Here is a 22,293-nt window from a genome sequence, read left to right as displayed (position 1 = left end):
GAGCGCAGCAGGGGGATCCCCCCGGCCGGAGTCCGGGAGATCATCGTCGAACGGTGCGCGCCTCGCGAATGCGAGGCCGAGCGAAGTGAGGGCTCGGCATGAGCGACGCAGACAACCGTCATCCGTACCAGCCGCACCCCGAACAGGGCTGGCAGCCGCTGCCGCAGGGCGGTGAGTACGAGTCGGAGGCGACGGCCTTCGTGCAGCTCCCGGAGGGCTTCACCACCGGGGTCTACGGAGGCGGTTCGCCCCGGTACGGCACCCCGGGCGCCGAGCCGCTCGCCGCACCCGGCCACGGCTACACCCCGCCGGCCTCCTTCACCCCGCACGCCCCCGCCCCGCCGGTCGCGGGTGCGGGCACCGACCCGGCGGCCACCGGCCAGTGGACGATGCCGTTCGCGGACCCGTCGGCCGGATACGCCGACCCGTCCGCCGGATACCCGGCCCAGACGGAGCATGCGGCCCACCACGGCCCCTCCACGGGCTACCACGGCGGGGCGCCCGAGGGGGCCCGGCCGTGGCACGGCGACTCCGTGGACTGGCCCGTCGCGGGCAGCCCGGAGGCGGGCGGCACCGGAACCTGGTCGGTCCCCGCGGCGGCGGACGACGGCCTGGAGGAATCCGGCGAATACCTGCTCGGCGACGAGGGGCTGACGGGGCATACGGGGCTGGGGCATACGGGGCATGCGGGTGGCCGGCCGGGCCACCACCCCGACGGGCCGGGCCACTTCGACCACTCCGACCACTCCGGTCATTCGGGCCATCCCGGATATCCGGGCCACACGGCACCCGGTGGCGCCGCCGGCTACCAGGGCGGGTACCCGGGCGCCGGCGCGTACGACGGCACCGGGAACGCGGCGGACACCGGTGAGCCCGCCCGGACCGGGCACTGGAACTTCACCGCCGGGCTGAACGCCACGAACGGGGCGGAAGCACACCCCGCAACACCGCCGCAGGACGCCGCGCACGGCGGGGCGGCGCACGACCCCTTCGCCGTCGCGGGCGATCCGTATGCGCGCGGGGGCAGCCTGCCGGGCCACGGCGCCGAGCCGGACGGTGAGCTGCCCGGCGGCGAACTGCCCGGGGGTGAACTGCCCGGCGGCGGTGGCCCGTCGGGTGGCGACCCGTACGGGACGGGCGCCGGCGGCCTGAACGGCGCCGCCGCAGAGGGGACCGGACACTGGTCGCTGCCGGCCGACGCGCTGGCCCAGTGGCCGCCGGCCACGGAGGCGGCGCCGCAGCACGGCGGGGTTCCGCAGCACGGCGGGGCGCCGCAGTATCAGGAAGTGGCGCAGCATCAGGAGGCGGCGGAGCGCCCCGACGGTATGGCCGAGGTGTCCGGTGCGGGCGCTGCGGCCGAGGTGTCCGGTGCGGGCGGTTGGGCGATCCCGGCGGCCGAGGGTGAACAGCCGGGGGAATCGGGTGAGTTCCCGGTCAGCGACGCGAGCGGGCCTGCCGCGCCCGCGTCACCCGCGTCACCCGTTTCGTCCACCTCATCCGCCTCGTCTTCCGGGGCGGTTGCCGACAGGGCGGTTGCCGACGGCTTCGCGCACGCCCTGCCGGAGCGCGACGAGCCCACCACGCACCACCAGCCCACCGAGCGCAAAGAACCCACCGGGCACAACGAGCCCACCGGGCAGACCGGGCAGACCGGGCCCGGTGAGCCCATGGACCTCGGCGGCCTGCCCGGCCTGCCCGGCCTGCCCGACCCGGCGGGCACCGGGCCCGTCGGCGTGGGTGCCGGGCCGGGGGATGCCACCGATGCTGACGATGCCGGCACTGTCGGCACTGCCGGCCGGACGGAGGCCACCGGGGGCGCCCGGCCCACCGGCACCGGGGAGCCCGCCGACGCCGACGGCTCCGCCGGGCCCGTTGCCACCGCCGCTGCCGCGTCCGCCCCGGACCTCGCGGCCGACCCCGGCACCGACCCCGGCACCGACCCCGACACCGACCCCGACACCGACCCCGACTCCGACCCCGACTCCGACACCCACGACGAACACCCCGCCTCCTCCTACGTTCTGCGGGTGAACGGCATCGACCGCCCGGTCACCGACGCCTGGATCGGCGAGTCGCTGCTCTATGTGCTGCGCGAACGGCTCGGTCTGGCAGGCGCCAAGGACGGCTGCTCGCAGGGCGAGTGCGGGGCCTGCTCCGTCCAGGTGGACGGGCGGCTGGTGGCGTCCTGTCTGGTGCCCGCGGCCACCACGGCGGGCAGTGAGGTCCGTACGGTCGAGGGGCTCGCGGAGAACGGCGTGCCCTCCGACGTGCAGCGCGCGCTTGCCGCGTCCGGTGCGGTGCAGTGCGGCTTCTGCGTACCGGGGATGGCGATGACCGTCCACGACCTCCTGGAGGGCAACCACGCCCCCAGCGAGCTGGAGACCCGCAAGGCGCTGTGCGGCAACCTCTGCCGCTGCTCCGGCTACCGGGGTGTACTGGACGCCGTCGACGAGGTCGTCAAGTCCCGTGCGGAGGCCGCGGAGGCCGCCTACGCCCCCGCGGACGACCCGGACGCGGCGGCGCCGGCGGACACCGCCCGTATTCCTCACCAGGCGGGCCCCGCCGACCCCACGAGCCCCACCGACCCCACGGGCCACGCCCCGCACGACCAGGATCCGCACACGGGAGGCTCGGCATGAGCGAGTGCAGCGAGCGAATCATGGAGGGGTGCGCGCTGAGCGAGTGCGAGGCCGGGCGAAGCGAGGTTTCGGCATGAGTGGCACGTCCGATGGCGCGGGTGCCGTCACCGCGACCGCTGCGGCGGGCGTCCCGGTCCCCGCCGAGGAGCCGGGGCACGGCCTGGGCGTGTCCCTGCCGTCCACCGACGCGCCCGCCAAGGCGGAGGGCACTTTCCCGTACGCCGCCGACCTGTGGGCCGAAGGGCTGCTGTGGGCCGCGGTGCTGCGCTCGCCGCACCCGCGCGCCCGGATCCTGTCGGTCGACACCAAGCCCGCCGAGGAGATGCCGGGCGTACGCGTCGTCGTCACGCACGCGGACGTCCCCGGCGACGCGGGGCACGGCCGGGGCACCGCCGACCGCCCGGTGTTCGCCAAGGACGAGGTCCGCCACCACGGCGAGCCGATCGCCGCCGTGGCCGCCGAGCACCCCGACACGGCGCGGCTGGCCGCAGCCGCCATCGCCGTCGAGTACGAGATCCAGGACGCGGTCACCGATCCCCAACTGGCCTTCGAGGCAGAGCCGTTGCACCCGGACGGCAACCTCATCCGGCACATCCCGCTCCGCTTCGGTGACCCCGATGTCGTGGGCGAGGTGATGGTCGAGGGGCTCTACCGGATCGGCCGCCAGGACCCGGCGCCCATCGGGGCCGAGGCCGGGCTCGCGGTGCCGCGCCCCGACGGCGGCGTGGAGATCTACACCGCCTCCACGGACCCGCACACCGACCGTGATCTCGCCGCCGCCTCCTTCGGCCTCGAACCGGAGCAGGTCAAGGTCGTGGTGACCGGTGTGCCCGGCGCCACCGCCGACCGCGAGGACCCCGGCATCCAGCTGCCGCTGGGCCTGCTGGCGCTGCGTACGGGCTGCCCCGTCAAGCTCGCCGCGACCCGTGAGGAGTCCTTCCTCGCACACCCCCACCGCCACCCCACGCTGCTGCGCTACCGCCACCATGCGGACGCCGACGGCAAGCTGGTGAAGGTGGAGGCCCAGATCCTGATGGACGCCGGTGCCTACGCGGACACCTCCGCCGACGCCCTCGCCGCGGCCGTGTCCTTCTCCTGCGGCCCGTACGTCGTCCCGCACGCCGTCGTCGACGGCTGGGCGGTGCGCACCAACAACCCGCCGTCCGGCCATGTGCGCGGCGAGGGCGCGATGCAGGTCTGCGCCGCCTACGAGGGCCAGATGGACAAGCTGGCCGCCCGGCTGGGCCTGGAGCCCGACGAGATCCGGCTGCGCAACGTCATGGCCACCGGCGATCTGCTGCCCACGGGGCAGACGGTGACCTGTCCGGCCCCGGTCGACGAACTCCTGCGCGCCGTCAAGGAGGCGCCGCTTCCCGAACTGCCCAAGGACGCGCCCGAAGCGGAGTGGCTGCTGCCGGGCGGACCCGAGGGCGCGGGTGAGCCGGGCGCGGTGCGCCGCGGCGTCGGCTATGCGCTGGGCATGGTGCACATGCTCGGCGCGGAGGGCACCGACGAGGTCTCCACCGCCACCGTCAAGGTCAGCGGCTCGGTCGCCACCGTCATCTGCGCCGCCGTCGAGACCGGGTCCGGGTTCTCCACCCTGGCGCGGCAGATCGTGCAGGAGACGCTCGGCGTCGAGGAGGTGCAGGTCGCGGCCGTCGACACCGACCAGCCGCCGGCCGGCCCGGCCTGCCACGGGCGGCACACCTGGGTCTCCGGCGGCGCCGTCGAGCGTGCCGCCAAGATGGTGCGTACGCAGCTGCTGCAGCCGCTGGCCCACAAGTTCGGGATGTCCACCGAGCTGCTGCAGATCAACGACGGCAAAATCACTTCCTACGACGGGGTGCTCAGCACCACCGTCGCCGAGGCGCTGGACGGCAAGGAACTGTGGGCCACCGCCCAGTGCCGGCCGCATCCGACCGAGGCGCTGGACGAGGGCGGCCAGGGCGATGCGTTCGTCGGCCTCGCGTTCTGCGCGATCCGCTGCGTCGCCGATGTCGACATCGAACTCGGCACCATCCGGGTCGTGGAGATGACCGTCGCCCAGGACGTGGGCCGGGTGCTCAACCCCCGCCAGCTGCGGGCCCGTATCGAGGCCGGTGTCACCCAGGGCCTGGGGGCCGCGCTGATGGAGAACCTGCGCACCACCCGCGGCCAGGTCCGCCACCCCGATCTGACCGGCTATGCACTGCCGACCGCGCTGGACGCCCCGGACATCCGGATCGTCAAGCTCGTCGAGGAACGGGACGTGATCGCCCCGTTCGGGGCCAAGCCCGCCAGCGCCATCCCGGTCGTCACCTCGCCGGCCGCCGTGGCCTCCGCGGTCCGCGCCGCCACCGGCCGCCCCATCGGCCGCCTCCCGATCCGCCCACAGGCGGCGGTGGCACAGGCGGCGCAGCAGTAGGAGGGGCAGTCGTGGGCAGCCCGCTGGGAAACGACTTCCTCGGAGAGCTGTTGGACGCCCGGCGCAAGGCGGGGGACGACCGACCCCGCCGGGCCGAGGGGCGTGCCCCACGCACCCCGAGGCGGCCCCCACGGGTGGGGAGCCGCATCGAGGACGCACCACGCGGTGATCGCGCGCGAGCGCGGGAGCATACGGTGCATCGAGGCCGTGGCGGGATTCGAACCCACGTAACTCGCTTTGCAGGCGAGCCCCTGAACCACTCGGGCACACGGCCGGGTTGGTGTGCTGGTCCCGACTGTAGGCCGCGTGGTGGGGGGACCGGCAAGGGTGCGGGGCGGGGTGTCATGAAGCTGCAATACGGGGCAACGCGGGGTAACGCAGGGCAACATGCCGTTCATGAGCGGGGCGGAGCCGCCGGGGCGGGGCGTCGGCAGGGTGTGTCTCACGCCGAGTGCAGGAACTCCTCCACCACTGGGCCGAAGAGCTCTGGTTCGTCCACCCACGGGTAGTGGCCGGCCTCGTGCAGCGGCCGTACCCGGGCGTCCGGGAAGGACGCGGCCACCAGTTCGCCCGCCTGCATTCCGGTGACCGCGTCCCGGTCGCCGGTCACCACCAGCACCGGGCAGGCCACCTCGCGCAGCCCGGCCAGCAGCGCCAGCCGCAGCTGCTCGTCCACGCCCTGCCAGAACCCGGCCCGCGGCACCGGCCCCAACTGCTCGCCCTCCGTGGCGGCATGGGCCCGCTGCGGCTCGTCCCAGCGTCCGTAGGCGAGTGGCGCCGCGGCGAACAGCAGCTCCCGTACCTCGTCCATGTCGGAGGTCTCGGCCAGTTGCTGCACCGCCGCCGAAGCCTGCGGCCACCACTCCTCGTGCGCGCGTGCGGCGAAGATCTCCCGTGCGTCGTCGGGGAGTTCGCCCTGCAGCCGGGAGCCGGGGCAGACCAGGACCAGCCGGGTCAGCCGCTGCGGGTACCCCGCCGCGTACGCCTGGGCGACCGCGGCCCCCGCGTCGTGCGCGAGCAGGGCGAACCGTTCCAGGCCCAGGTGCGCGCGGAGTGCCTCGACGTCCTCGGCGAGCTGTGGGAAGGCGTAGCGGGACGGGTCGGTGGCGGCCGGGGAGGCGCCGGTGCCGCGACTGTCCGGGATGATCAACTGCCGGTGTGCGGCCATCCCGCCGAGGTCGCCCAGGTACGCGGCATCCCGTCCGGGTCCGCCGGCCAGGCACACCAGGGGCGGCCGGGGCGAGTCGGCCGGGCCGAGGGTGCGGTAGTGGAGCTCGGCATCGTCGTACGTACGGAAGTGCGGCATACGGACAGCTTGCCCGACGCGCGGTGGCGAGGGGATGTGACGGGGCGTGGCGAGGGGCGTGGCGAGGGGCGTGGCGAGGGGGATGCGCGGCGCGGGGGATGCGCGGCGCGGGGGATGCGCGGCGATGTTCCGGCCACCGCGGCATGGGCCCCGCCCCACGCGGCGTAGGTTCGACGGCCGATCCGATCCCCGTCTTCCGACAGGGGCGCAGCCCTCTTACGGCCCTTACGCCGGCCCGATGACCGCTGACCGCCCCCGTGGCACCGACCTCGGCACCGATCAGGGCCTCGGTACCGATCAGGGCCCTGGCACCGATCAGGGCCTCGGCATCGGGCAAGGCCCCGGCACCGACCCCGGCACCGACCTCGGCACCCGCAGGAGGCGGGCAGCAACTCCGCGTCCCTACAGATGTCCGACGCTGGGAAATGTCACCTTCGTCGGCATCAGTGGTGTGCTGTTCGGGGCCTTCGGCGGCGGCTCGATCGCGGCGGGCGGGCCCGGGGGCACCGCCGGTGCCGGCCCGGCGAGCCATCCGGCGGCCTTCGTGGCCGTGTTCGCGGCGAGGGCGGTGGTGGCTTGGCCGGTGCCGGTGTCACAACCCGGTTGCGGCCGCAGCCGGGGTGAGACCGCGGCGCCGCCCGCCGCAGCCCCGGCCCCACCAGGGAAATCACCGGTATCCAGGGCCGGATGACGAATGTGACCTCGGTCCCACCCGAGGGTGAGCCGGTGCCGTAACCCCGGAGCGTGAACCCGGGCACGGGTAGGCTGACGCGGTTGCCGATCGCCGAGTTCAGCCGACGGAGACCGTGACTACCACCACCAGCGCCACCAATAACCATCACCTGTCCCCGGCATTCCCGGGACGGGCCCCTTGGGGTACCGCGAACAAGCTGCGTGCCTGGCAGCAGGCGGCCATGGACCGCTACATCGAGACCCAGCCGAGAGACTTCCTCGCCGTCGCGACGCCCGGCGCCGGCAAGACGACCTTCGCGCTCACGCTCGCCTCGTGGCTGCTGCACCACCACGTCGTGCAGCAGGTGACGGTCGTCGCGCCGACCGAGCATCTGAAGAAGCAGTGGGCGGAGGCGGCGGCCCGGATAGGGATCAAGCTCGACCCCGAGTACAGCGCGGGGCCGCTGGGCCGCGAGTACCACGGCATCGCGGTCACCTATGCCGGTGTGGGCGTACGGCCCATGCTGCACCGCAACCGGATCGAGCAGCGCAAGACGCTGGTGATCCTCGACGAGATCCACCACGCCGGTGACTCCAAGTCCTGGGGCGAGGCGTGCCTGGAGGCGTTCGAGCCCGCCACCCGGCGGCTGGCGCTGACCGGTACGCCGTTCCGGTCCGACACCAACCCGATCCCGTTCGTGACGTACGAGGAGGGGAACGACGGCATCCGGCGCTCCTCCGCCGACTACACCTACGGCTACGGGAACGCGCTCGGCGACGGCGTCGTCCGGCCGGTCATCTTCCTCTCCTACAGCGGCAACATGCGCTGGCGGACGAAGGCGGGCGACGAGATCGCGGCCCGGCTCGGCGAGCCGATGACCAAGGACGCGGTCTCGCAGGCCTGGCGGACCGCGCTGGACCCGCGCGGTGAGTGGATGCCGAATGTGCTGCGCGCCGCCGACCGGCGGCTGAGCGAGGTCCGCAAGTCCATCCCGGACGCCGGGGCGCTGGTGATCGCCTCCGACCAGGAGCAGGCGCGGGCGTACGCCAAGCTGATCCGGGAGATCACCGGGGAGGGCGCCACCCTGGTGCTGTCCGACGACACCGGGGCCTCGCAGCGCATCGACGACTTCTCGTACTCCCAGGACCGCTGGATGGTCGCGGTCCGGATGGTGTCCGAGGGGGTGGACGTGCCGCGGCTGGCGGTCGGGGTGTACGCCACCACGATCTCGACGCCGCTGTTCTTCGCGCAGGCCGTGGGCCGTTTCGTGCGCTCCCGTAAGCGCGGTGAGACCGCCTCCGTCTTCCTGCCCACCGTCCCGATGCTGCTCGGCTTCGCCAATGAGATGGAGGTCGAGCGCGACCACGTCCTGGACAAGCCGAAGAAGGACGGGGAGGAAGACCCGTACGCCGAGTCCGAGAAGGAGATGGACGAGGCGAACAAGGAGCAGGACGAGGACACCGGCGAGCAGGAGCAGTTCTCCTTCGAGGCGCTGGAGTCCGAGGCGGTCTTCGACCGGGTGCTCTACGACGGTGCCGAGTTCGGCATGCAGGCGCACGCGGGCAGCGAGGAGGAGCAGGACTACCTCGGCATCCCCGGGCTGCTGGAGCCCGACCAGGTGCAGATGCTGCTGCAGAAGCGGCAGGCCCGGCAGATCGCGCACAGCAAGAAGCGGCCGGATGAGGAAGCGGACCTGCTGGAGCTGCCGGCCGAGCGGCGCCCGGTGGTCACGCACAAGGAGCTGCTGGAACTCAGAAAGCAGCTGAACACGCTGGTGGGGGCGTATGTCCACCAGAGCGGAAAGCCGCACGGGGTGATCCACACCGAGCTGCGGCGGGTGTGCGGCGGGCCGCCGAGCGCGGAGGCCACCGCCGGGCAGCTGGGTGAGCGGATCAAGAAGGTACGGGAGTGGGCCACGCGGATGCGGTGAGTCCGCCCGCGCCCGGTGGGGCGGTGCGCCGGCTCCGTGCCGCCCCCCCCGTGCCTTTGCTTCCCCGGCTTCCCCGGCCCGGCTTCCCCGGCTTCCTGACTCCCGGGCTTCCCCGCTCCCCGGCTCCCGGACCTCTTCCCCGACGCCGGGTGCCGGCGCGCGCACGCCCGTAACGCCCGGATGGCGCTGTAGCCCTACCTGAAACACAACAGTCCGCTGTGGGCGGACCTACGGGGATATTCCGGGCAGGAAAGCCCGGATTCTGGACGGACCCTTCCGCTCACCGGACTGGATCGCTACTGTCCCGGTCACGCACACGCCCCGTGGCAGCGCCGCCGCGGAGCGCAGCCGGTGCCATGCGGCCGGCGGCCTCTAGCGCGCGCTGCTCCGGTACTCGCAGCGCGTCGCGTCCGAGGGCCGCCACTCACCCAGGAGGCGTCGTGACCGCAGAGACCTCCCAGACCCTCGACCGAGGGCTGCGCGTCCTCAAACTGCTCGCCGACACCGACCACGGGCTGACCGTCACCGAGCTGTCCCACAAGCTCGGTGTCAACCGCACGGTGGTCTACCGTCTGCTGGCCACGCTGGAACAGCACGCTCTGGTGCGCCGCGACACCGGCGGCCGGGCCCGGGTCGGGCTGGGCGTGCTGCGCCTGGGCCGTCAGGTGCATCCGCTGGTCAGGGAGGCCGCACTGCCCGCGCTGCGGTCGCTCGCCGAGGACGTGGGGGCCACCGCGCACCTCACCCTCGTCGACGGTACGGAGGCGCTGGCCGTCGCCGTGGTGGAGCCGACCTGGACCGATTACCACGTGGCCTACCGGGCGGGGTTCCGTCATCCGCTGGACCGGGGAGCCGCCGGGCGGGCGATCCTCAAGGCCCGGCAGGGCCGTATCCAGGACGCCGGACTCGCCCTGACGCACGGGGAGCTGGAGGCCGGCGCGAGCGGTGCGGCGGCACCGCTGATCGGGGTGAGCGGCATCGAGGGGAGCGTGGGCGTGGTGATGCTCGCCGACACCGTCTCCGAGCGGATCGGACCGCGGGTGGTGGACGCGGCCCGTGAGGTGGCCGAGGCGCTGCGCTGAGGCCGGGGTCCGGTGCGGGGTCACGGAGTGTGAAGGGGCGGTGGCCGTGTCGTGAGGCCACAGCTCCTTGCGGCCCTGGTGAGGCGGGGGTCAACTAGGGTGGCGGAGTGTCCTCACGCACCCGCGCCCTGGCGGTCTGCACCGCCCTCGTTCTCGCCCTCCTCATCACGGCGGCGCTCGCCCCGCTGCCGTATTCCGTCGCCTATCCGGGCATGACGGCGAATGTCCTCGGGGTGGACAAGGGCAAGCCGGTGATCACCATCACCGGCGCGGGCTCCCGTAAGACGAGCGGGCAGCTGCGGATGACCTCGATCGTCGCCACCGGCCCGGACGCCTCGGTCCATCTGTCGGACATCCTCAAGGGCTGGTTCCGCACGGACGAGGCCGTGATGCCGCGGGAGGCGGTCTACCCGGTGGGCAACAACACCGAGGAGATCGCCGAGCACAACGCCAAGCAGATGCAGGAATCCCAGGACACCGCCACCAGTGCCGCGCTCGGCCACCTCGGCAAGTCCGCCAAGGACATCAAGGTCAAGCTGAGCCTCGCGGACGTCGGCGGACCGAGCGCCGGGCTGATGTTCGCCCTCGGCATCGTCGACAAGCTGGACGGCGACGGGGCGGGCCACGACCTGACCGGTGGCCACACCATCGCCGGGACGGGGACCATCACCGCCGGCGGGAACGTCGGCGCGGTGGGCGGGGTCCCGCTGAAGACGCAGGCCGCACACCGGGACGGTGCCTCGGTCTTCCTGGTGCCGCGCAAGGAGTGCACGGACGCGCGGGCGGAGCTGCCGAAGGGGATGCGGCTGGTGCCGGTCACGACGCTGGACGGCGCGGTGGACGCACTGAAGGCCCTGCAGACCGGGGGCAAGGTACCCAGCTGCTGAGCAGCTGAGCTGCTGAGCCGCTGAGCTGCCGCAGCGTCCTGCCTCGCCTCCCGCGGCCAGGCCTCTTCGTGCCTCGCCCTTCCCGGTACCTCACCCTTCCCTGTGCCTTACCCCTCCTTGATGAACCCCTCCCGCAGCAGCCAGTCCTTGGCGACCTCGTGCGGGTCCTGGCCGTTCACGTCGACCTTGCGGTTCAGCTCCTGGGCGACGGTGTTGTTGAGGGCCTTGGTGACCGGAGCCAGGACCTCGGCGATGGCCGGGTACTTCTTCAGGGCCTGGGCGTTGATCTCGGGCGCGACGTTGTAGTTGGGGAAGAAGTGCTTGTCGTCGGCCAGGACGTGCAGATGCATGGCCTTGATCCGGCCGTCGGTGGTGAAGACCTCGCCGAATGCGCAGGTGCCCTTCTCCGTCTCGGTGTAGACGACACCGCCGGTCATTTTGCGGATGTTGGCGGACGGCACGTTCATGCCGTAGGCCCGCGCCATGCCCGGCAGGCCGTCGTTGCGGGTCGCGAACTCGTTCTCCACACACATCGTCACGGCGCCGGGGTTCTTGTGGGACAGCGCCGCGACCTCCGAGAGGTTGTGCACGCCCAGTTTCTTCTGGTTCGCGGGGTTCAGCGCCAGCGCGTAGGTGTTGTTCAGCGTCGACGCCGGGAGCCAGACGATGCCGTTCTTCCGGTCCGCGTCGCGGACCGCCTTCCACTGCTGCTGCGGGTTGACGATCGGCTTGGTGTGGCCGAGGTAGGTGATCCAGCCGGTGCCGGTGTACTCGTACGCGGCGTCCGCCGTGCCGGACTTGACGGCCTCCCGCGCGCCGATCGAACCCTGGATGCTGGTCTTGTCGATGACCTTGGCGCCGGCCGCCTCGAAGACGATGCCCATCATCTGGCCGAGGATGATCTGCTCGGTGAACTCCTTCGAGGTCACGGTCAGATTCGCCCCGGTGAGCGGGCGCCCCGGGTAGCCGGCTTTCGGCCCCGGCCGCACGTTGTCGGTCATGGCGCTGCCGCTGACCAGGCCGCAGCCACCGAGCACGGCCGTGGCGAGCAGGGCGACGGCGAGGAGGGCGGCCCGGCGTGCTCCGGGACGGCGGCGCGGGGCCGGACGCGGGTGGTTCCTCATGCCGTCGCCTCCAGTCCCCGCGGCCGCAGCAGCAGTTCGGCCAGCGACGCCAGCCATTCGACCAGCAGGGCGAGCGCCACGGTGAGCACGGAACCGAGGATCAGTACGGGCATCCGCTGGGTGACGATGCCCGCCGAGATCAGGTCGCCGAGCCCGCCGCCCCCGCCGAAGGTGGCCAGTGTCGCGGTGCCGACGTTCAGCACCAGCGCGGTGCGGACGCCCGCCAGGATCAGCGGTACGGCCAGGGGGAGTTCGACCTTGGTGAGCACACCCATGGGGGACATCCCGATGCCGCGGGCCGCCTCGGTCAGCGTCGGGTCGATGCCGCGCAGTCCGGCGATGGTGTTGGCGAGGACCGGCAGCACGGCGTAGATGACCATGCCGACGATCGCCGAGCGGGCCCCGATGCCCAGCCAGATGACCAGCAGGATCAGCAGACCCAGGGCCGGGATGGCCTGCCCGAGGTTGGCGAAGGCCATCGCGACCGGGGTGGCCTTGCGCAGCTTGGACCGGGTCAGCGCGATGCCCAGCGGGATCGCGATGATCAGCACGAAGAAGGTGGAGACCGCGGTGAGCTGGATGTGCTGGCGCAGCGCCAGCCACACCTTGCCGTTGTCCACCGCCTGGTGGGCGATGGAGTCCAGCCGGGCGCCGCGGAACCACAGCCAGGTGGCGAGCAGCGCGGCCACCAGGAAGGCCGGCATGAAGGTCCACTTCTGCCAGCTGATCCGGCGCCGGCCGACCGCCGCGGACGGGGCGGGCGCCTCGCCGGACGCCACCTCCCGCTGCTCCATCTCGACCTCGTCGCGGAAGGCGAGGGCCTCGTGGTCGCTCGGGCGCCGCTCGCCCCGGCGGGGGCCGCCCCCGCCGTGCGGTCCGCCCCCGCCGTGCGGGCTGCTCCCGTCGCGGGGGCTCATGCCTTGACCCCCTGGCCGCCGTCGGCGCCGTCCACGCCCTCCTGCGCCAGATGCGTGCGGCGGGCGCGCAGTTCCTGGAGCTGGTGCTGATGCTCGACGGCTTCGAGGCGGTCCGCCTCCAGCAGTTCATGGACGTTGTTCATCAGCGTCTCCATGTCGACCACGCCGATGTACTCGCCGCGCCGCCCGGTGACCGCGACCCGGCCCGCGTTGTCGGTGAGCACGGCCTCCAGGGCGTCGCGCAGCGTCGCGTCCCGGGTCACCGTGTCGGCCACCAGGGTGCCGGCGCGGGCCAGCGACTCCTTGGCCAGGGACAGATCGCCGCGGCGCAGCCACTTGTACGGGCGGCGGTTGCGGTCCAGCAGCAGCAACTCGTTGTGGGAACCGGAGCGCAGCCGGTCGAAGATGGACTGCAGCGGGTCGTCGAGGCCGGCCGTGGGGAAGTCGACCACGCCCACGTCCCGTACGCGGGTGAGGTTCAGCCTCTTGAGCGCCGCCCCGGCACCCACGAAACCCGAGACGAAGTCGTCCGTCGGGTTGGTGAGGATGGCTTCGGGGGTGTCGAACTGGGCGATGTGCGAGCGCTCGCGGAGCACCGCGATGCGGTCGCCGAGCTTGATGGCCTCGTCGAAGTCGTGGGTGACGAAGCAGATGGTCTTGTGCAGCTCGTGCTGGAGGCGGATCAGCTCGTCCTGGAGGTGGTCGCGGGTGATCGGGTCGACGGCGCCGAACGGCTCGTCCATCAGCAGGACGGGCGGGTCGGCGGCGAGCGCGCGGGCCACCCCGACGCGCTGCTGCTGGCCGCCGGAGAGCTGACGGGGGTAGCGGCCGTGGAACTCGCCCGGGTCCAGGCCGACCAGGTCGAGCATCTCCTCGACCCGGTTCTTGACCTTGGACGAGGACCAGCCGAGCATCTTCGGGACCAGCGCGATGTTCTGGGCGACCGTCATGTGCGGGAAGAGGCCGGACGCCTGGATGGCGTAGCCGACCTTGCGGCGCAGCTTGACCGGGTCCATGTCGGTGACGTCCTCGTCGCCGATCCGGATCCGCCCGGAGGTCGGCTCGATCAGCCGGTTGATCATCTTCAGACAGGTGGACTTGCCGCAGCCCGAGGGGCCCACGAAGATCACGATCTCGCCGGCCTTGACCTCCAGGTTGACGTTGTCCACCGCGGGGCCGGGGCTCCCCGGGTAGATCTTCGTCAGGTTCTCCAGATGGATCCTGGCCCCGGAGGTGGTGGCGTTCTCTGGCGTCTCAGGCACGGATCCCCCTGGAGATGGTCAGGCGTCCGATCAGGACGTACGCGGCGTCGAAGAGAAGAGCGAGGATGGCGATCCCGAGGGTGCCGGAGAGCACCTGGTTGAGGGAGTTGGCGCTGCCCAGCGAGGCGATGCCACGGAAGATCTCGTTGCCCAGGCCGGGGCCGGAGGCGAAGGCGGCGATGGCGGCGATGCCCATCAGCATCTGGGTGGCGACCCGGATGCCGGTGAGGATGGGCGGCCAGGCCAGCGGCAGTTCCACGCGGAAGAGCCGGGCGGTGCGGGACATCCCGATGCCGTTTGCCGCATCGACCAGGTCCGGGTCCACCCCGCGCAGTCCGACGATGGCGTTACGGACCACCGGCAGCAGCCCGTACAGGGTCAGCGCGATCACCGTCGGGGGGACGCCCAGGCCGACGATCGGGATCAGCAGACCGATCATGGCCAGGGAGGGGATGGTCAGGATGGTGGCGGTCGAGGTGGTGGCGAGGTTGCCCGCCCATTCGCTGCGGTAGGTCACCACGGCGATGAAGACCCCCAGCAGGGTGGCGAGCACCATGCACTGGAAGACCGCGCTGGCGTGCTGATACGTATCCGTCAGCAGTTGGGCGTGCCGGGTGCCGACGTACTCCCAGAAGCTCACTCGGTCTCCTCGGTTCAGTCTCCCGATGCCTGTTTCACCAGCGGGACGATCCGCAACGGAACTGGATTTTCCATGACGATTGCCGTCGATGCCCGCACGATCCCATCAAAGCCCACAACCCGGTCGATCACCCGCTGTAGATCGGCGTTGGACCGGGCGACGAGCCTGCAGAGCATGTCCCCGTGTCCCGTCGTTGTATGCAGCTCCAGCACCTCGGGAACGGTCGTCAAGTGGGCACGTACGTCATTGCCTTGCCCCTGTTTGATCTCAAGTGTGGCGAAAGCGGTCACGGGATAGCCGAGCGCCGCCGGGTCCACATCCGGCCCGAAGCCCCGGATCACTCCATTCGACTGAAGCCGGTCCAGCCTGGCCTGGACCGTCCCGCGCGCCACCCCCAGCCGCCGGGACGCCTCCAGGACGCCGATCCGCGGCTCCTCGGCGAGCAGCTCCAGCAGCGCCCCGTCCAAATGATCGATCGCCATCGTCTGTGCTCTCCCTTTCAATGGTCATCATGTACAGATAGCCCGGCTGATCCGCCTCTTCGCTATGCATAATGCCCAGGAGATTCGCAAACTATTGCGCACCTTGTGGATCGGAGGGACTCTGCGACCATGGCAGACACCACGATGCACACCCAGCCCATCGCCCCCGACACGGCCCGGCAGGCGGACCCCTTCCCGGTCAAGGGGATGGACGCGGTCGTCTTCGCCGTCGGCAACGCCAAGCAGGCCGCGCACTACTACTCCACCGCCTTCGGCATGCAGCGCGTCGCCTACTCCGGCCCGGAGAACGGCAGCCGCGAGACCGCGAGTTATGTGCTCGAATCCGGCGGCGCCCGGTTCGTGTTCACCTCCGTGATCCGGCCCACGACGGAATGGGGCCGCTTCCTCGCCGGTCATGTCGCGGCCCACGGGGACGGTGTCATCGACCTCGCGATCGAGGTCCCGGACGCCCGTGCCGCCTACGAGCACGCCGTCGCCCACGGCGCCACCGGCCTGGAGAAGCCCTACGAGCTCCAGGACGAGCACGGCACCGTCGTCCTGGCGGCCATCGCCACGTACGGCAAGACCCGGCACACCCTCGTCGAGCGCTCCGGCTACGACGGCCCCTACCTGCCCGGCTTCGTCGCCGCCGAGTCCCTGGTGGAGACCGGCCCGCGGCGCTTCCAGGCCATCGACCACTGCGTCGGCAACGTCGAACTCGGCAAGATGAACGAGTGGGTGGCCTTCTACAACAACGTCATGGGCTTCACCAACATGAAGGAATTCGTGGGCGACGACATCGCCACCGAATACAGCGCGCTGATGTCGAAGGTCGTCGCCGACGGCACGCTGAAGGTGAAGTTCCCGATCAACGAGCCCGCGATCGCGAAGAAGAAGTCGCAGATCGACGAGTACCTGGAGTTCTACGGCGGCCCCGGCGTCCAGCACATCGCGCTGGCCACCAATGACATCGTCGCGAGCGTCCGGGCGATGCGCGCCGCCGGCGTGGAGTTCCTGGACACCCCCGACTCCTACTACGACACCCTCGGCGAGTGGGCCGGCGAGACCCGGGTGCCGGTGGAGACGCTCCGTGAGCTGAAGATCCTGGTCGACCGCGACGAGGACGGCTATCTGCTGCAGATCTTCACCAAGCCGGTCCAGGACCGGCCGACCGTGTTCTTCGAGATGATCGAGCGGCACGGCTCCATGGGCTTCGGCAAGGGCAACTTCAAGGCCCTCTTCGAGGCGATCGAGCGCGAGCAGGAGCGGCGCGGCAACCTCTGAGCCCTGCGGCGTGCCGAGCGCCCGCGGTCGGTGGACGACACCCGGTTCCGGTCGGTGGCCGGTTCCGGGTGCCGTCCGGCGAGGCACCCTCCCCGTGGCGATCTTCCGTGTACGGCCCGCGGATGCGACGCTGGACGGTATGGACCTCATCGCACGGCTGCGTACCGGACTTCCGGGTGAAGCGATCCTCACCGACCCCGACGTCACCGGTTCCTACGCCCATGACATGGCGAGCTTCTGCGAGGCCGGGACGCCCGCCGTGGTCGTCCTGCCGCGCACCGTCGAAGAGGTCCAGCACGTCATGCGCACGGCCACCGAGCTGCGGGTCCCGGTCGTGCCGCAGGGGGCGCGCACGGGACTGTCGGGCGCCGCCAACGCCTCCGACGGCTGCCTCGTGCTCTCCCTGGTCAAGATGGACCGGATCATCGAGATCAACCCCGTCGACCGGATCGCGGTCGTCGAACCCGGTGTCATCAACGCCGTCCTGTCCCGCGCGGTGAACGCCCACGGCCTCTACTACCCGCCCGACCCCTCCAGTTGGGAGCAGTGCTCCATCGGCGGGAACATCGGCACCGCCTCCGGCGGCCTGTGCTGCGTCAAATACGGCGTCACCGCCGAGTACGTCCTCGGCCTGGACGTGGTCCTCGCCGACGGCCGGCTGCTGACGACCGGCCGGCGCACCGCCAAGGGCGTGGCGGGCTATGACCTCACCCGGCTCTTCGTCGGCTCCGAAGGGAGCCTGGGCATCGTCGTACGCGCCGTCCTCGCCCTCAAGCCGCAGCCGCCGCAACAGCTCGTGCTGGCCGCCGAATTCCCCTCCACCGCGGCCGCCTGCCGGGCCGTCTGCGAGATCATGGCCCGCGGCCACGCCCCCTCGCTGCTGGAGCTGATGGACCGGACGAGCATCCGCGCCGTCAACGACATGGCGCAGATGGGCCTCCCGGACAGCACCGAGGCGCTGCTGCTGGCCGCCTTCGACACCCCCGAACCAGCCGCCGACCTCGCCGCCGTCGGCGCGCTGTGCACCGCCGCGGGCGCCACCGAGGTCGTGCCCGCCGAGACCGCCGCCGAGTCCGATCTGCTCCTCCAGGCCCGCCGGCTGGCCCTGATCGCGCTGGAACAGGTCAAGTCCGCCACCATGATCGACGATGTCTGCGTCCCGCGCTCCCGGCTCGCCGAGATGCTCGACGGCACCGCCGCCATCGCCGAGAAGTACGGCCTGACCATCGGCGTCTGCGCCCACGCCGGCGACGGCAACACCCACCCCACCGTCTGCTTCGACGCCGCCGACCCCGACGAGTCCCGCCGGGCCCGCGAGTCGTTCGACGACATCATGGCGCTCGGCCTGCACCTGGGCGGCACCATCACCGGCGAGCACGGCGTCGGAGTCCTGAAGAAGGAGTGGCTGGCGCGCGAACTGGGCCCGGTGGGCGTGGAGTTGCAGCGCGGCATCAAGGACGTCTTCGACCCGCTGGGAATCCTCAACCCCGGAAAGCTGTTCTGAAGCACCCGGGCCCGGCGCTGTTCCTCAGGGCTGTCCCGTGCGGCTGTGCCTGTCGTGATGACCCAGCTCCGGCAGCTGCCCTGACCCGGCGCCTCGGAACGCCGCCGCACGGGCCACGACCCGGATGTACACGGCGGGGGAAGGGCGGTTGACTGCTCCTATGACGATCAACGATCCGCACAGACCCGGCGAGGGCATGGTCACCTTCCGGGTGACCGGCCAGGGTGTCGACGACCTCACCTACGCCGTCCAGGCACCGGGAGACTCCGGGGGCGAACAGCAGGTGGCACGGCCGGAGTTGCCGTGGTTCGTGGTGACCGACGCGCGGGGCGTGGGCGCGATGCCGATGCTCACCCTCACTCTGGAGGGGCCCGACGCCTACGCCGAGTGCGAGATCCTCACCGACGGCGCACCGGCCGTCCGCGGCACCGTGCACGGCCCCGCGGCGACTGTCGTGTTCATGGCTCGCGCTGCGGCCTCATAGAGTACCGCCATGGAATACGTGCTCCCCCTTGCCACCGTTCTCCTCCTGTTCGGCGTCTACCTGAACGCCCAGGCGGCCGACCGCCGGGCCAGGCAGCTGAGCCGCCGGCTCCAGCAGCTGGAGCGCAAGACGGACCTGCTGCTCGCGCACGCCGGGATCGCCGAACCGGAGGACCCCAGGATGGCCGAGATGGACACCCTGCTCGCGCAGGGCAAGAAGATCCAGGCCATCAAGGTGCACCGCGAGGTGACCGGTTCCGACCTCGTCGAGGCCAAGGAAGCGGTCGAACGCCGGATGCGCTGACGGCCCGTTGGGCAGAGGATGGCCAGAAGGACCCGCCGGGCCCCGCCGGGCCACCTCATGCCCACGCAGGAAGCGAGAGCCGATGGCAGCGACCGAAGCGACCAAAGCCGCTGATGAGGCGTATGACGTCATTGTGCTGGGGGCGGGGCCGACCGGGGAGAACGTCGCCGACCGGGCGCATGCCGCCGGGCTGAGCGCGGTGATCGTGGAGAGCGAGCTGGTCGGCGGCGAATGCTCCTACTGGGCGTGCATGCCCAGCAAGGCCCTGCTGCGCCCGGTCACCGCCCGCTCCGAGGCACGCCGGGTCCCCGGCCTCAAGGACGCCGCGGACGTACCCCTGGACGTGCCCGCGGTGCTCGCCCACCGCGACGAGTTCGTCTCCTACTGGAAGGACGACGGACAGGTCCGCTGGCTGGACTCGGCCGGTATCGACCTGGTGCGCGGCCACGGCCGGCTGGCCGGGCCCCGGCGGGTGGTCGTCGACGGCGCACGGGTGCTCACCGCACGCCATGCGGTCGCGGTGTGCACCGGCAGCCGCGCGGTGCTGCCCCCCGTCCCCGGGCTCGCCGAGGCCAGGCCCTGGACCAGCCGCGACGCCACCAGCGCCAAGGCCGTACCCGGCCGCCTGGTGGTGGTCGGCGGCGGCGTGGTGGGCGTCGAGATGGCCACCGCCTGGCGGGCCCTGGGCTCCTCCGTGACGCTGCTGGTGCGCGGCGACGGCCTGCTGCCCCGTATGGAGCCGTTCGCCGGCCACCTGGTCGCGGAGTCGCTCGCCGAGGCCGGCGTCCTCCTGCGGACCGGCGTCGAGGTGCGCGAGGTGCGCCGGGAAGCCCCGGGCGGCCCGGTCACCGTCCTGCTGGACTCTCCCCCCGGGTCCGGCGGCCCGGGAGGTACCCCCGGCGACGAGATCGTCGCCGATGAACTCCTGATCGCCACGGGCCGGGCCCCGCGCACCGAGGACATCGGCCTGGAGACCGTCGGCCTGACCCCCGGCTCATGGCTGGACGTCGACGACAGCCTCCGGGTACCGGGGGTGACCGGCGGCTGGCTCTACGGCGTCGGCGATGTCAACCACCGCGCGCTGCTGACCCACCAGGGCAAATACCAGGCCAGGATCGCCGGCGCCGCGATCTCCGCGCGCGCCCGGGGCGTCCCGATCCTGGAGTCCGACCGCTGGGGCGCGCACTCCGCGACCGCCGACCTCCTCGCCGTCCCGCAGGTCATCTTCAGCGACCCCGAAGCCGCCTCGGTGGGCCTGACCGCCGCCGCGGCGGAGCAGGCCGGGTACCGCACCCGGGTGGTCGACCAGGAGCTGGGAGGCGTGGCCGGGGCCTCCCTGTACGCGGACGGCTACCGCGGCCGGGCCCGGATGGTCGTCGATCTGGACCGGGAGGTGTTGCTCGGCGCCACCTTCGTCGGCTTCAACGTCGGCGAGCTGCTGCACTCCGCGACGGTCGCGGTGACCGGCGAGGTCCCCATCGAGCGGCTGTGGCACGCGGTGCCCTCCTACCCGACGATCAGCGAGGTGTGGCTGCGGCTGCTGGAGGCGTACCGCGGCTGAGGCGGCGCGCCGGGCCGGCGTACCGCGCTGGGCCATCGGGGGTCAGGCGCCGGGCCATCGGGGGTCAGGCGCCGTCCGCGCCGAGCGCCGCGGCGATCCGCAGCTGCCCGGCGGCCTCACCGGCCCGCCCCTGGCGCTCCAGGGTGCGGCCGAGCATCAGACGGGCGTACGCCTCGACCGGATCACGGTCCAGGACGGCCCGCAACTCCGCCTCGGCACGCCCCAGTTGAGCGGAGTGGTAATAGGCGCGGGCCAGCAGCAGCCGCGGGGCGACCGGCGGTGGATCCTCGTCCACCAGCCCGCGCAGGATCCGCGCCGCGGCGGTGAAGTCCTTCGCCTCGAAGAAGAGCCCGGCCCGCGCCCAGCGGTCGGCGGCGGTCCCGTGCCCGTAGTAGCCCTCGTCGTACGGCGCCGGGCCGGTGCCGGACACCGCGGCACCGGTGCCGTACGCCGTGCGGCCGGTGTCCTGACCTGTCCGTGCGCGGTAGCTGTCCGTCATACCGCCCCCAACAGCGCGGCGCGGCAGAACATTCCACCGGTCCGGCCGGCGCAACGCTGCGCAACGCAACGCCGCGCTGCGCCGGCCTCCCCGTCACGGCCCGTCCCCCGAAGACGTGTCCGTCACCCCTGGGCCCCGGGCTCCGGGGATTCGTCCGAGGGCCGGGGGCCGCCCGGCCGCTCGTCCGTCGACGCCATGGCGAGCAGGTCGTTCAGCCCTTTGTCGAGGCCCAGATACCGCTGCTCGGACCCCGGCGGGACCACCCGCAGGGTGCGCTCCAGCCATGCGGAGACCACCGCGGCCGGAGCCTCCAGCAGCGCCCGGCCGTCCGGCGAGTCGAGTGCGATGCAGACCAGGCTGCGGCCGTCGAGCTTGGCCGGCCACACCCGCACATCGCCGTCGCCGCACGGCCGGAACACGCCCTCGATGAGGAGTTCGCGGGCGAAGGTCCAGTCGACCGGGGAGTGGGAACCGATATGGAAGGCGACATGGACGGCGAACGGGTCGTCCGTCCGGTACATCAGCCGGGCCGGCACCGGAATGCTCCGCTCCGGCGACAGCACCAGGCCCAGCTCCAGCTCTCGTTCCACCACGGTGTGCATGACGTCCGCCTTTCCTCGCTCCCCGCGGACACCCGGTACCGGGCCCGCACAGAGGGAGAGGCGCCGGCCGCCGAACCATTACACGACTTCGTACAACTTTTTTCCCCCGCCTCTTCCAGGTGGTCGTGGGCGGGCATGAGTACCGGGGCAACCCGGGTCTGATAGATGTGGACGCCGCGTTGCGGCAGACTGCACCCCACACCCACCAGGCCGAGTACAGATACGGGACTTCGGACATGAGCGCCCCTACCTCAGGATCTGCCGGCGGTAGCCCCACGCCAGGCTTCTACCCGGACCCGTCCATCCCCGGCTACATCCGGTACTGGAACGGTGCCGCATGGGTGCCGGGCACCAGCCGGCCCGCCCCCGCCGAGGGAGAGGCGATGCCCGCGCCGCCGCCCGGCGCGGCCCCGCCGCCGTCCGTCGAGGAGACCGGCCCGGTCTTCTTCGACGAGGAGGAGGCGGCCGGCGGCGCGGCGCTGCCGGCCGTCCGCCGCAGCGGCGAGGTCGAGGCCCGGCCCGCCGCCGGCTGGGACGACCCGGCCCGGCTGCACGGCAACGGCCCCGAACCCGCGGCCGCCTGGCAGGCCGACGCCTCCCGGCAGGGCGGGTACGGCGCCGAGTCCGACCGCCGGATCTCCTGGGGCTCGCCGGAAGCGGGGGGGGGGGGGGGCGGCCGCCGGGGCCCGCCCCCCCGCCCCCCCCCCCCC

The 22,293-nt window shown here is 72.4% G+C and carries 19 protein-coding genes and 1 tRNA gene; 11 read left to right on the top strand and 9 right to left on the bottom strand.

The annotated features are described in order from the left end of the window. Positions 1-98: 98 nt before the first annotated feature. Entirely contained in the window at positions 99-2,639 is a 2,541-nt protein-coding gene (locus ACWGJY_RS19690; RefSeq protein WP_453262091.1) for a (2Fe-2S)-binding protein, read from the top strand. 73 nt (positions 2,640-2,712) lie between these two features. Then, positions 2,713-5,043 carry a xanthine dehydrogenase family protein molybdopterin-binding subunit gene (locus tag ACWGJY_RS19685; RefSeq protein WP_453262090.1) on the top strand — a complete coding sequence of 777 codons (2,331 nt, stop codon included), beginning with the start codon at positions 2,713-2,715 and terminating at the stop codon, positions 5,041-5,043. 202 nt (positions 5,044-5,245) lie between these two features. On the opposite strand, the gene ACWGJY_RS19680 is transcribed toward ACWGJY_RS19685, so the two are convergent. Next, positions 5,246-5,317, bottom strand: a tRNA-Cys gene (locus tag ACWGJY_RS19680). A 168-nt stretch (positions 5,318-5,485) separates the two neighbouring features. Then, a complete protein-coding gene (locus ACWGJY_RS19675) occupies positions 5,486-6,349 on the bottom strand; it encodes an alpha/beta fold hydrolase (protein WP_453262089.1) in 864 nt (287 codons plus the stop codon). Between the two features lie 806 nt (positions 6,350-7,155). On the opposite strand from ACWGJY_RS19675, the gene ACWGJY_RS19670 reads away from it, so the two are divergent. From ACWGJY_RS19670 to ACWGJY_RS19660, 3 genes are all read left to right on the top strand, one after another. Then, on the top strand, positions 7,156-8,952 hold the full coding sequence (locus ACWGJY_RS19670) for a DEAD/DEAH box helicase (protein ID WP_453262088.1): 1,797 nt from the start codon (positions 7,156-7,158) through the stop codon (positions 8,950-8,952). Positions 8,953-9,392: 440 nt separating this feature from the next. Continuing rightward, the gene (locus ACWGJY_RS19665) at positions 9,393-10,034 is read left to right on the top strand and encodes an IclR family transcriptional regulator (protein WP_453262087.1); all 642 of its coding nucleotides are present in this window, start codon (positions 9,393-9,395) and stop codon (positions 10,032-10,034) included. A gap of 107 nt (positions 10,035-10,141) precedes the next feature. After that, on the top strand, positions 10,142-10,921 hold the full coding sequence (locus ACWGJY_RS19660; RefSeq protein ID WP_453262086.1) for a S16 family serine protease: 780 nt from the start codon (positions 10,142-10,144) through the stop codon (positions 10,919-10,921). 107 nt (positions 10,922-11,028) lie between these two features. Here the strand turns inward: ACWGJY_RS19660 and ACWGJY_RS19655 are convergent, their stop codons facing one another. From ACWGJY_RS19655 to ACWGJY_RS19635, 5 genes are read right to left on the bottom strand one after another with little or no spacing between them, the layout of a single operon-like run. Next, positions 11,029-12,045, bottom strand: a complete 1,017-nt coding sequence (locus ACWGJY_RS19655) for a glycine betaine ABC transporter substrate-binding protein (protein WP_453262085.1) — start codon at positions 12,043-12,045, stop codon at positions 11,029-11,031. Beyond that, positions 12,042-12,962 carry an ABC transporter permease gene (locus tag ACWGJY_RS19650; RefSeq protein ID WP_453262084.1) on the bottom strand — a complete coding sequence of 307 codons (921 nt, stop codon included), beginning with the start codon at positions 12,960-12,962 and terminating at the stop codon, positions 12,042-12,044. Before ACWGJY_RS19650 ends, ACWGJY_RS19655 begins: the two co-directional genes overlap by 4 nt. Next, positions 12,959-14,224: a betaine/proline/choline family ABC transporter ATP-binding protein gene (locus tag ACWGJY_RS19645; RefSeq protein ID WP_453262083.1), complete on the bottom strand. Its 1,266-nt coding sequence runs from the start codon at positions 14,222-14,224 to the stop codon at positions 12,959-12,961. Before ACWGJY_RS19645 ends, ACWGJY_RS19650 begins: the two co-directional genes overlap by 4 nt. Further along, positions 14,217-14,864 carry an ABC transporter permease gene (locus ACWGJY_RS19640; protein ID WP_328386586.1) on the bottom strand — a complete coding sequence of 216 codons (648 nt, stop codon included), beginning with the start codon at positions 14,862-14,864 and terminating at the stop codon, positions 14,217-14,219. Before ACWGJY_RS19640 ends, ACWGJY_RS19645 begins: the two co-directional genes overlap by 8 nt. Before the next feature lie 14 nt (positions 14,865-14,878). Next, positions 14,879-15,346 carry an Lrp/AsnC family transcriptional regulator gene (locus ACWGJY_RS19635; protein ID WP_030986863.1) on the bottom strand — a complete coding sequence of 156 codons (468 nt, stop codon included), beginning with the start codon at positions 15,344-15,346 and terminating at the stop codon, positions 14,879-14,881. Positions 15,347-15,475: 129 nt separating this feature from the next. On the opposite strand from ACWGJY_RS19635, the gene hppD reads away from it, so the two are divergent. The 5 genes from hppD (at position 15,476) to ACWGJY_RS19610 (ending at position 20,482) form a co-directional block, all read left to right on the top strand. Continuing rightward, the gene (gene hppD, locus ACWGJY_RS19630; protein WP_453262082.1) at positions 15,476-16,630 is read left to right on the top strand and encodes a 4-hydroxyphenylpyruvate dioxygenase; all 1,155 of its coding nucleotides are present in this window, start codon (positions 15,476-15,478) and stop codon (positions 16,628-16,630) included. Between the two features lie 139 nt (positions 16,631-16,769). Beyond that, positions 16,770-18,134 (top strand): FAD-binding oxidoreductase, encoded by a 1,365-nt coding sequence (locus tag ACWGJY_RS19625; protein ID WP_453262146.1) that lies wholly within the window; start codon positions 16,770-16,772, stop codon positions 18,132-18,134. 160 nt (positions 18,135-18,294) lie between these two features. Then, positions 18,295-18,618 carry a hypothetical protein gene (locus ACWGJY_RS19620; protein WP_453262081.1) on the top strand — a complete coding sequence of 108 codons (324 nt, stop codon included), beginning with the start codon at positions 18,295-18,297 and terminating at the stop codon, positions 18,616-18,618. 9 nt (positions 18,619-18,627) lie between these two features. Continuing rightward, a complete protein-coding gene (locus ACWGJY_RS19615; protein ID WP_453262080.1) occupies positions 18,628-18,921 on the top strand; it encodes a ribosomal protein L7/L12 in 294 nt (97 codons plus the stop codon). A gap of 82 nt (positions 18,922-19,003) precedes the next feature. Further along, positions 19,004-20,482: a dihydrolipoyl dehydrogenase family protein gene (locus ACWGJY_RS19610; protein ID WP_453262079.1), complete on the top strand. Its 1,479-nt coding sequence runs from the start codon at positions 19,004-19,006 to the stop codon at positions 20,480-20,482. A gap of 64 nt (positions 20,483-20,546) precedes the next feature. Here ACWGJY_RS19610 and ACWGJY_RS19605 read toward each other — a convergent pair whose 3' ends face one another. After that, positions 20,547-20,912: a tetratricopeptide repeat protein gene (locus tag ACWGJY_RS19605; protein WP_453262145.1), complete on the bottom strand. Its 366-nt coding sequence runs from the start codon at positions 20,910-20,912 to the stop codon at positions 20,547-20,549. Between the two features lie 191 nt (positions 20,913-21,103). After that, positions 21,104-21,583, bottom strand: a complete 480-nt coding sequence (locus ACWGJY_RS19600; RefSeq protein WP_453262078.1) for an SsgA family sporulation/cell division regulator — start codon at positions 21,581-21,583, stop codon at positions 21,104-21,106. A 236-nt stretch (positions 21,584-21,819) separates the two neighbouring features. Here ACWGJY_RS19600 and ACWGJY_RS19595 point away from each other — a divergent pair. Beyond that, a partial coding sequence (locus ACWGJY_RS19595) for a DUF2510 domain-containing protein (RefSeq protein ID WP_453262077.1) occupies positions 21,820-22,293 on the top strand: 474 nt, incomplete at its 3' end.

The sequence above is a fragment of the Streptomyces sp. NPDC054765 genome (genome assembly GCF_053612065.1).
The sequence above is the reverse complement of the archived record's forward strand: the minus strand, read 5'-3'. Positions and strand labels throughout refer to the sequence as shown.

Excerpts from the sequence above, each read along its gene's own strand:
- ACWGJY_RS19690 (WP_453262091.1), top strand. The coding sequence starts at position 99 with ATGAGCGACGCAGACAACCGTCATCCGTACCAGCCGCACCCCGAACAG.
- ACWGJY_RS19685 (WP_453262090.1), top strand. The coding sequence starts at position 2,713 with ATGAGTGGCACGTCCGATGGCGCGGGTGCCGTCACCGCGACCGCTGCG.
- ACWGJY_RS19675 (WP_453262089.1), bottom strand. The coding sequence starts at position 6,349 with ATGCCGCACTTCCGTACGTACGACGATGCCGAGCTCCACTACCGCACC.
- ACWGJY_RS19655 (WP_453262085.1), bottom strand. The coding sequence starts at position 12,045 with ATGAGGAACCACCCGCGTCCGGCCCCGCGCCGCCGTCCCGGAGCACGC.
- ACWGJY_RS19650 (WP_453262084.1), bottom strand. The coding sequence starts at position 12,962 with ATGAGCCCCCGCGACGGGAGCAGCCCGCACGGCGGGGGCGGACCGCAC.
- ACWGJY_RS19635 (WP_030986863.1), bottom strand. The coding sequence starts at position 15,346 with ATGGCGATCGATCATTTGGACGGGGCGCTGCTGGAGCTGCTCGCCGAG.
- hppD (WP_453262082.1), top strand. The coding sequence starts at position 15,476 with ATGGCAGACACCACGATGCACACCCAGCCCATCGCCCCCGACACGGCC.
- ACWGJY_RS19625 (WP_453262146.1), top strand. The coding sequence starts at position 16,770 with ATGGACCTCATCGCACGGCTGCGTACCGGACTTCCGGGTGAAGCGATC.
- ACWGJY_RS19620 (WP_453262081.1), top strand. The coding sequence starts at position 18,295 with ATGACGATCAACGATCCGCACAGACCCGGCGAGGGCATGGTCACCTTC.
- ACWGJY_RS19615 (WP_453262080.1), top strand. The coding sequence starts at position 18,628 with ATGGAATACGTGCTCCCCCTTGCCACCGTTCTCCTCCTGTTCGGCGTC.
- ACWGJY_RS19610 (WP_453262079.1), top strand. The coding sequence starts at position 19,004 with ATGGCAGCGACCGAAGCGACCAAAGCCGCTGATGAGGCGTATGACGTC.
- ACWGJY_RS19600 (WP_453262078.1), bottom strand. The coding sequence starts at position 21,583 with ATGCACACCGTGGTGGAACGAGAGCTGGAGCTGGGCCTGGTGCTGTCG.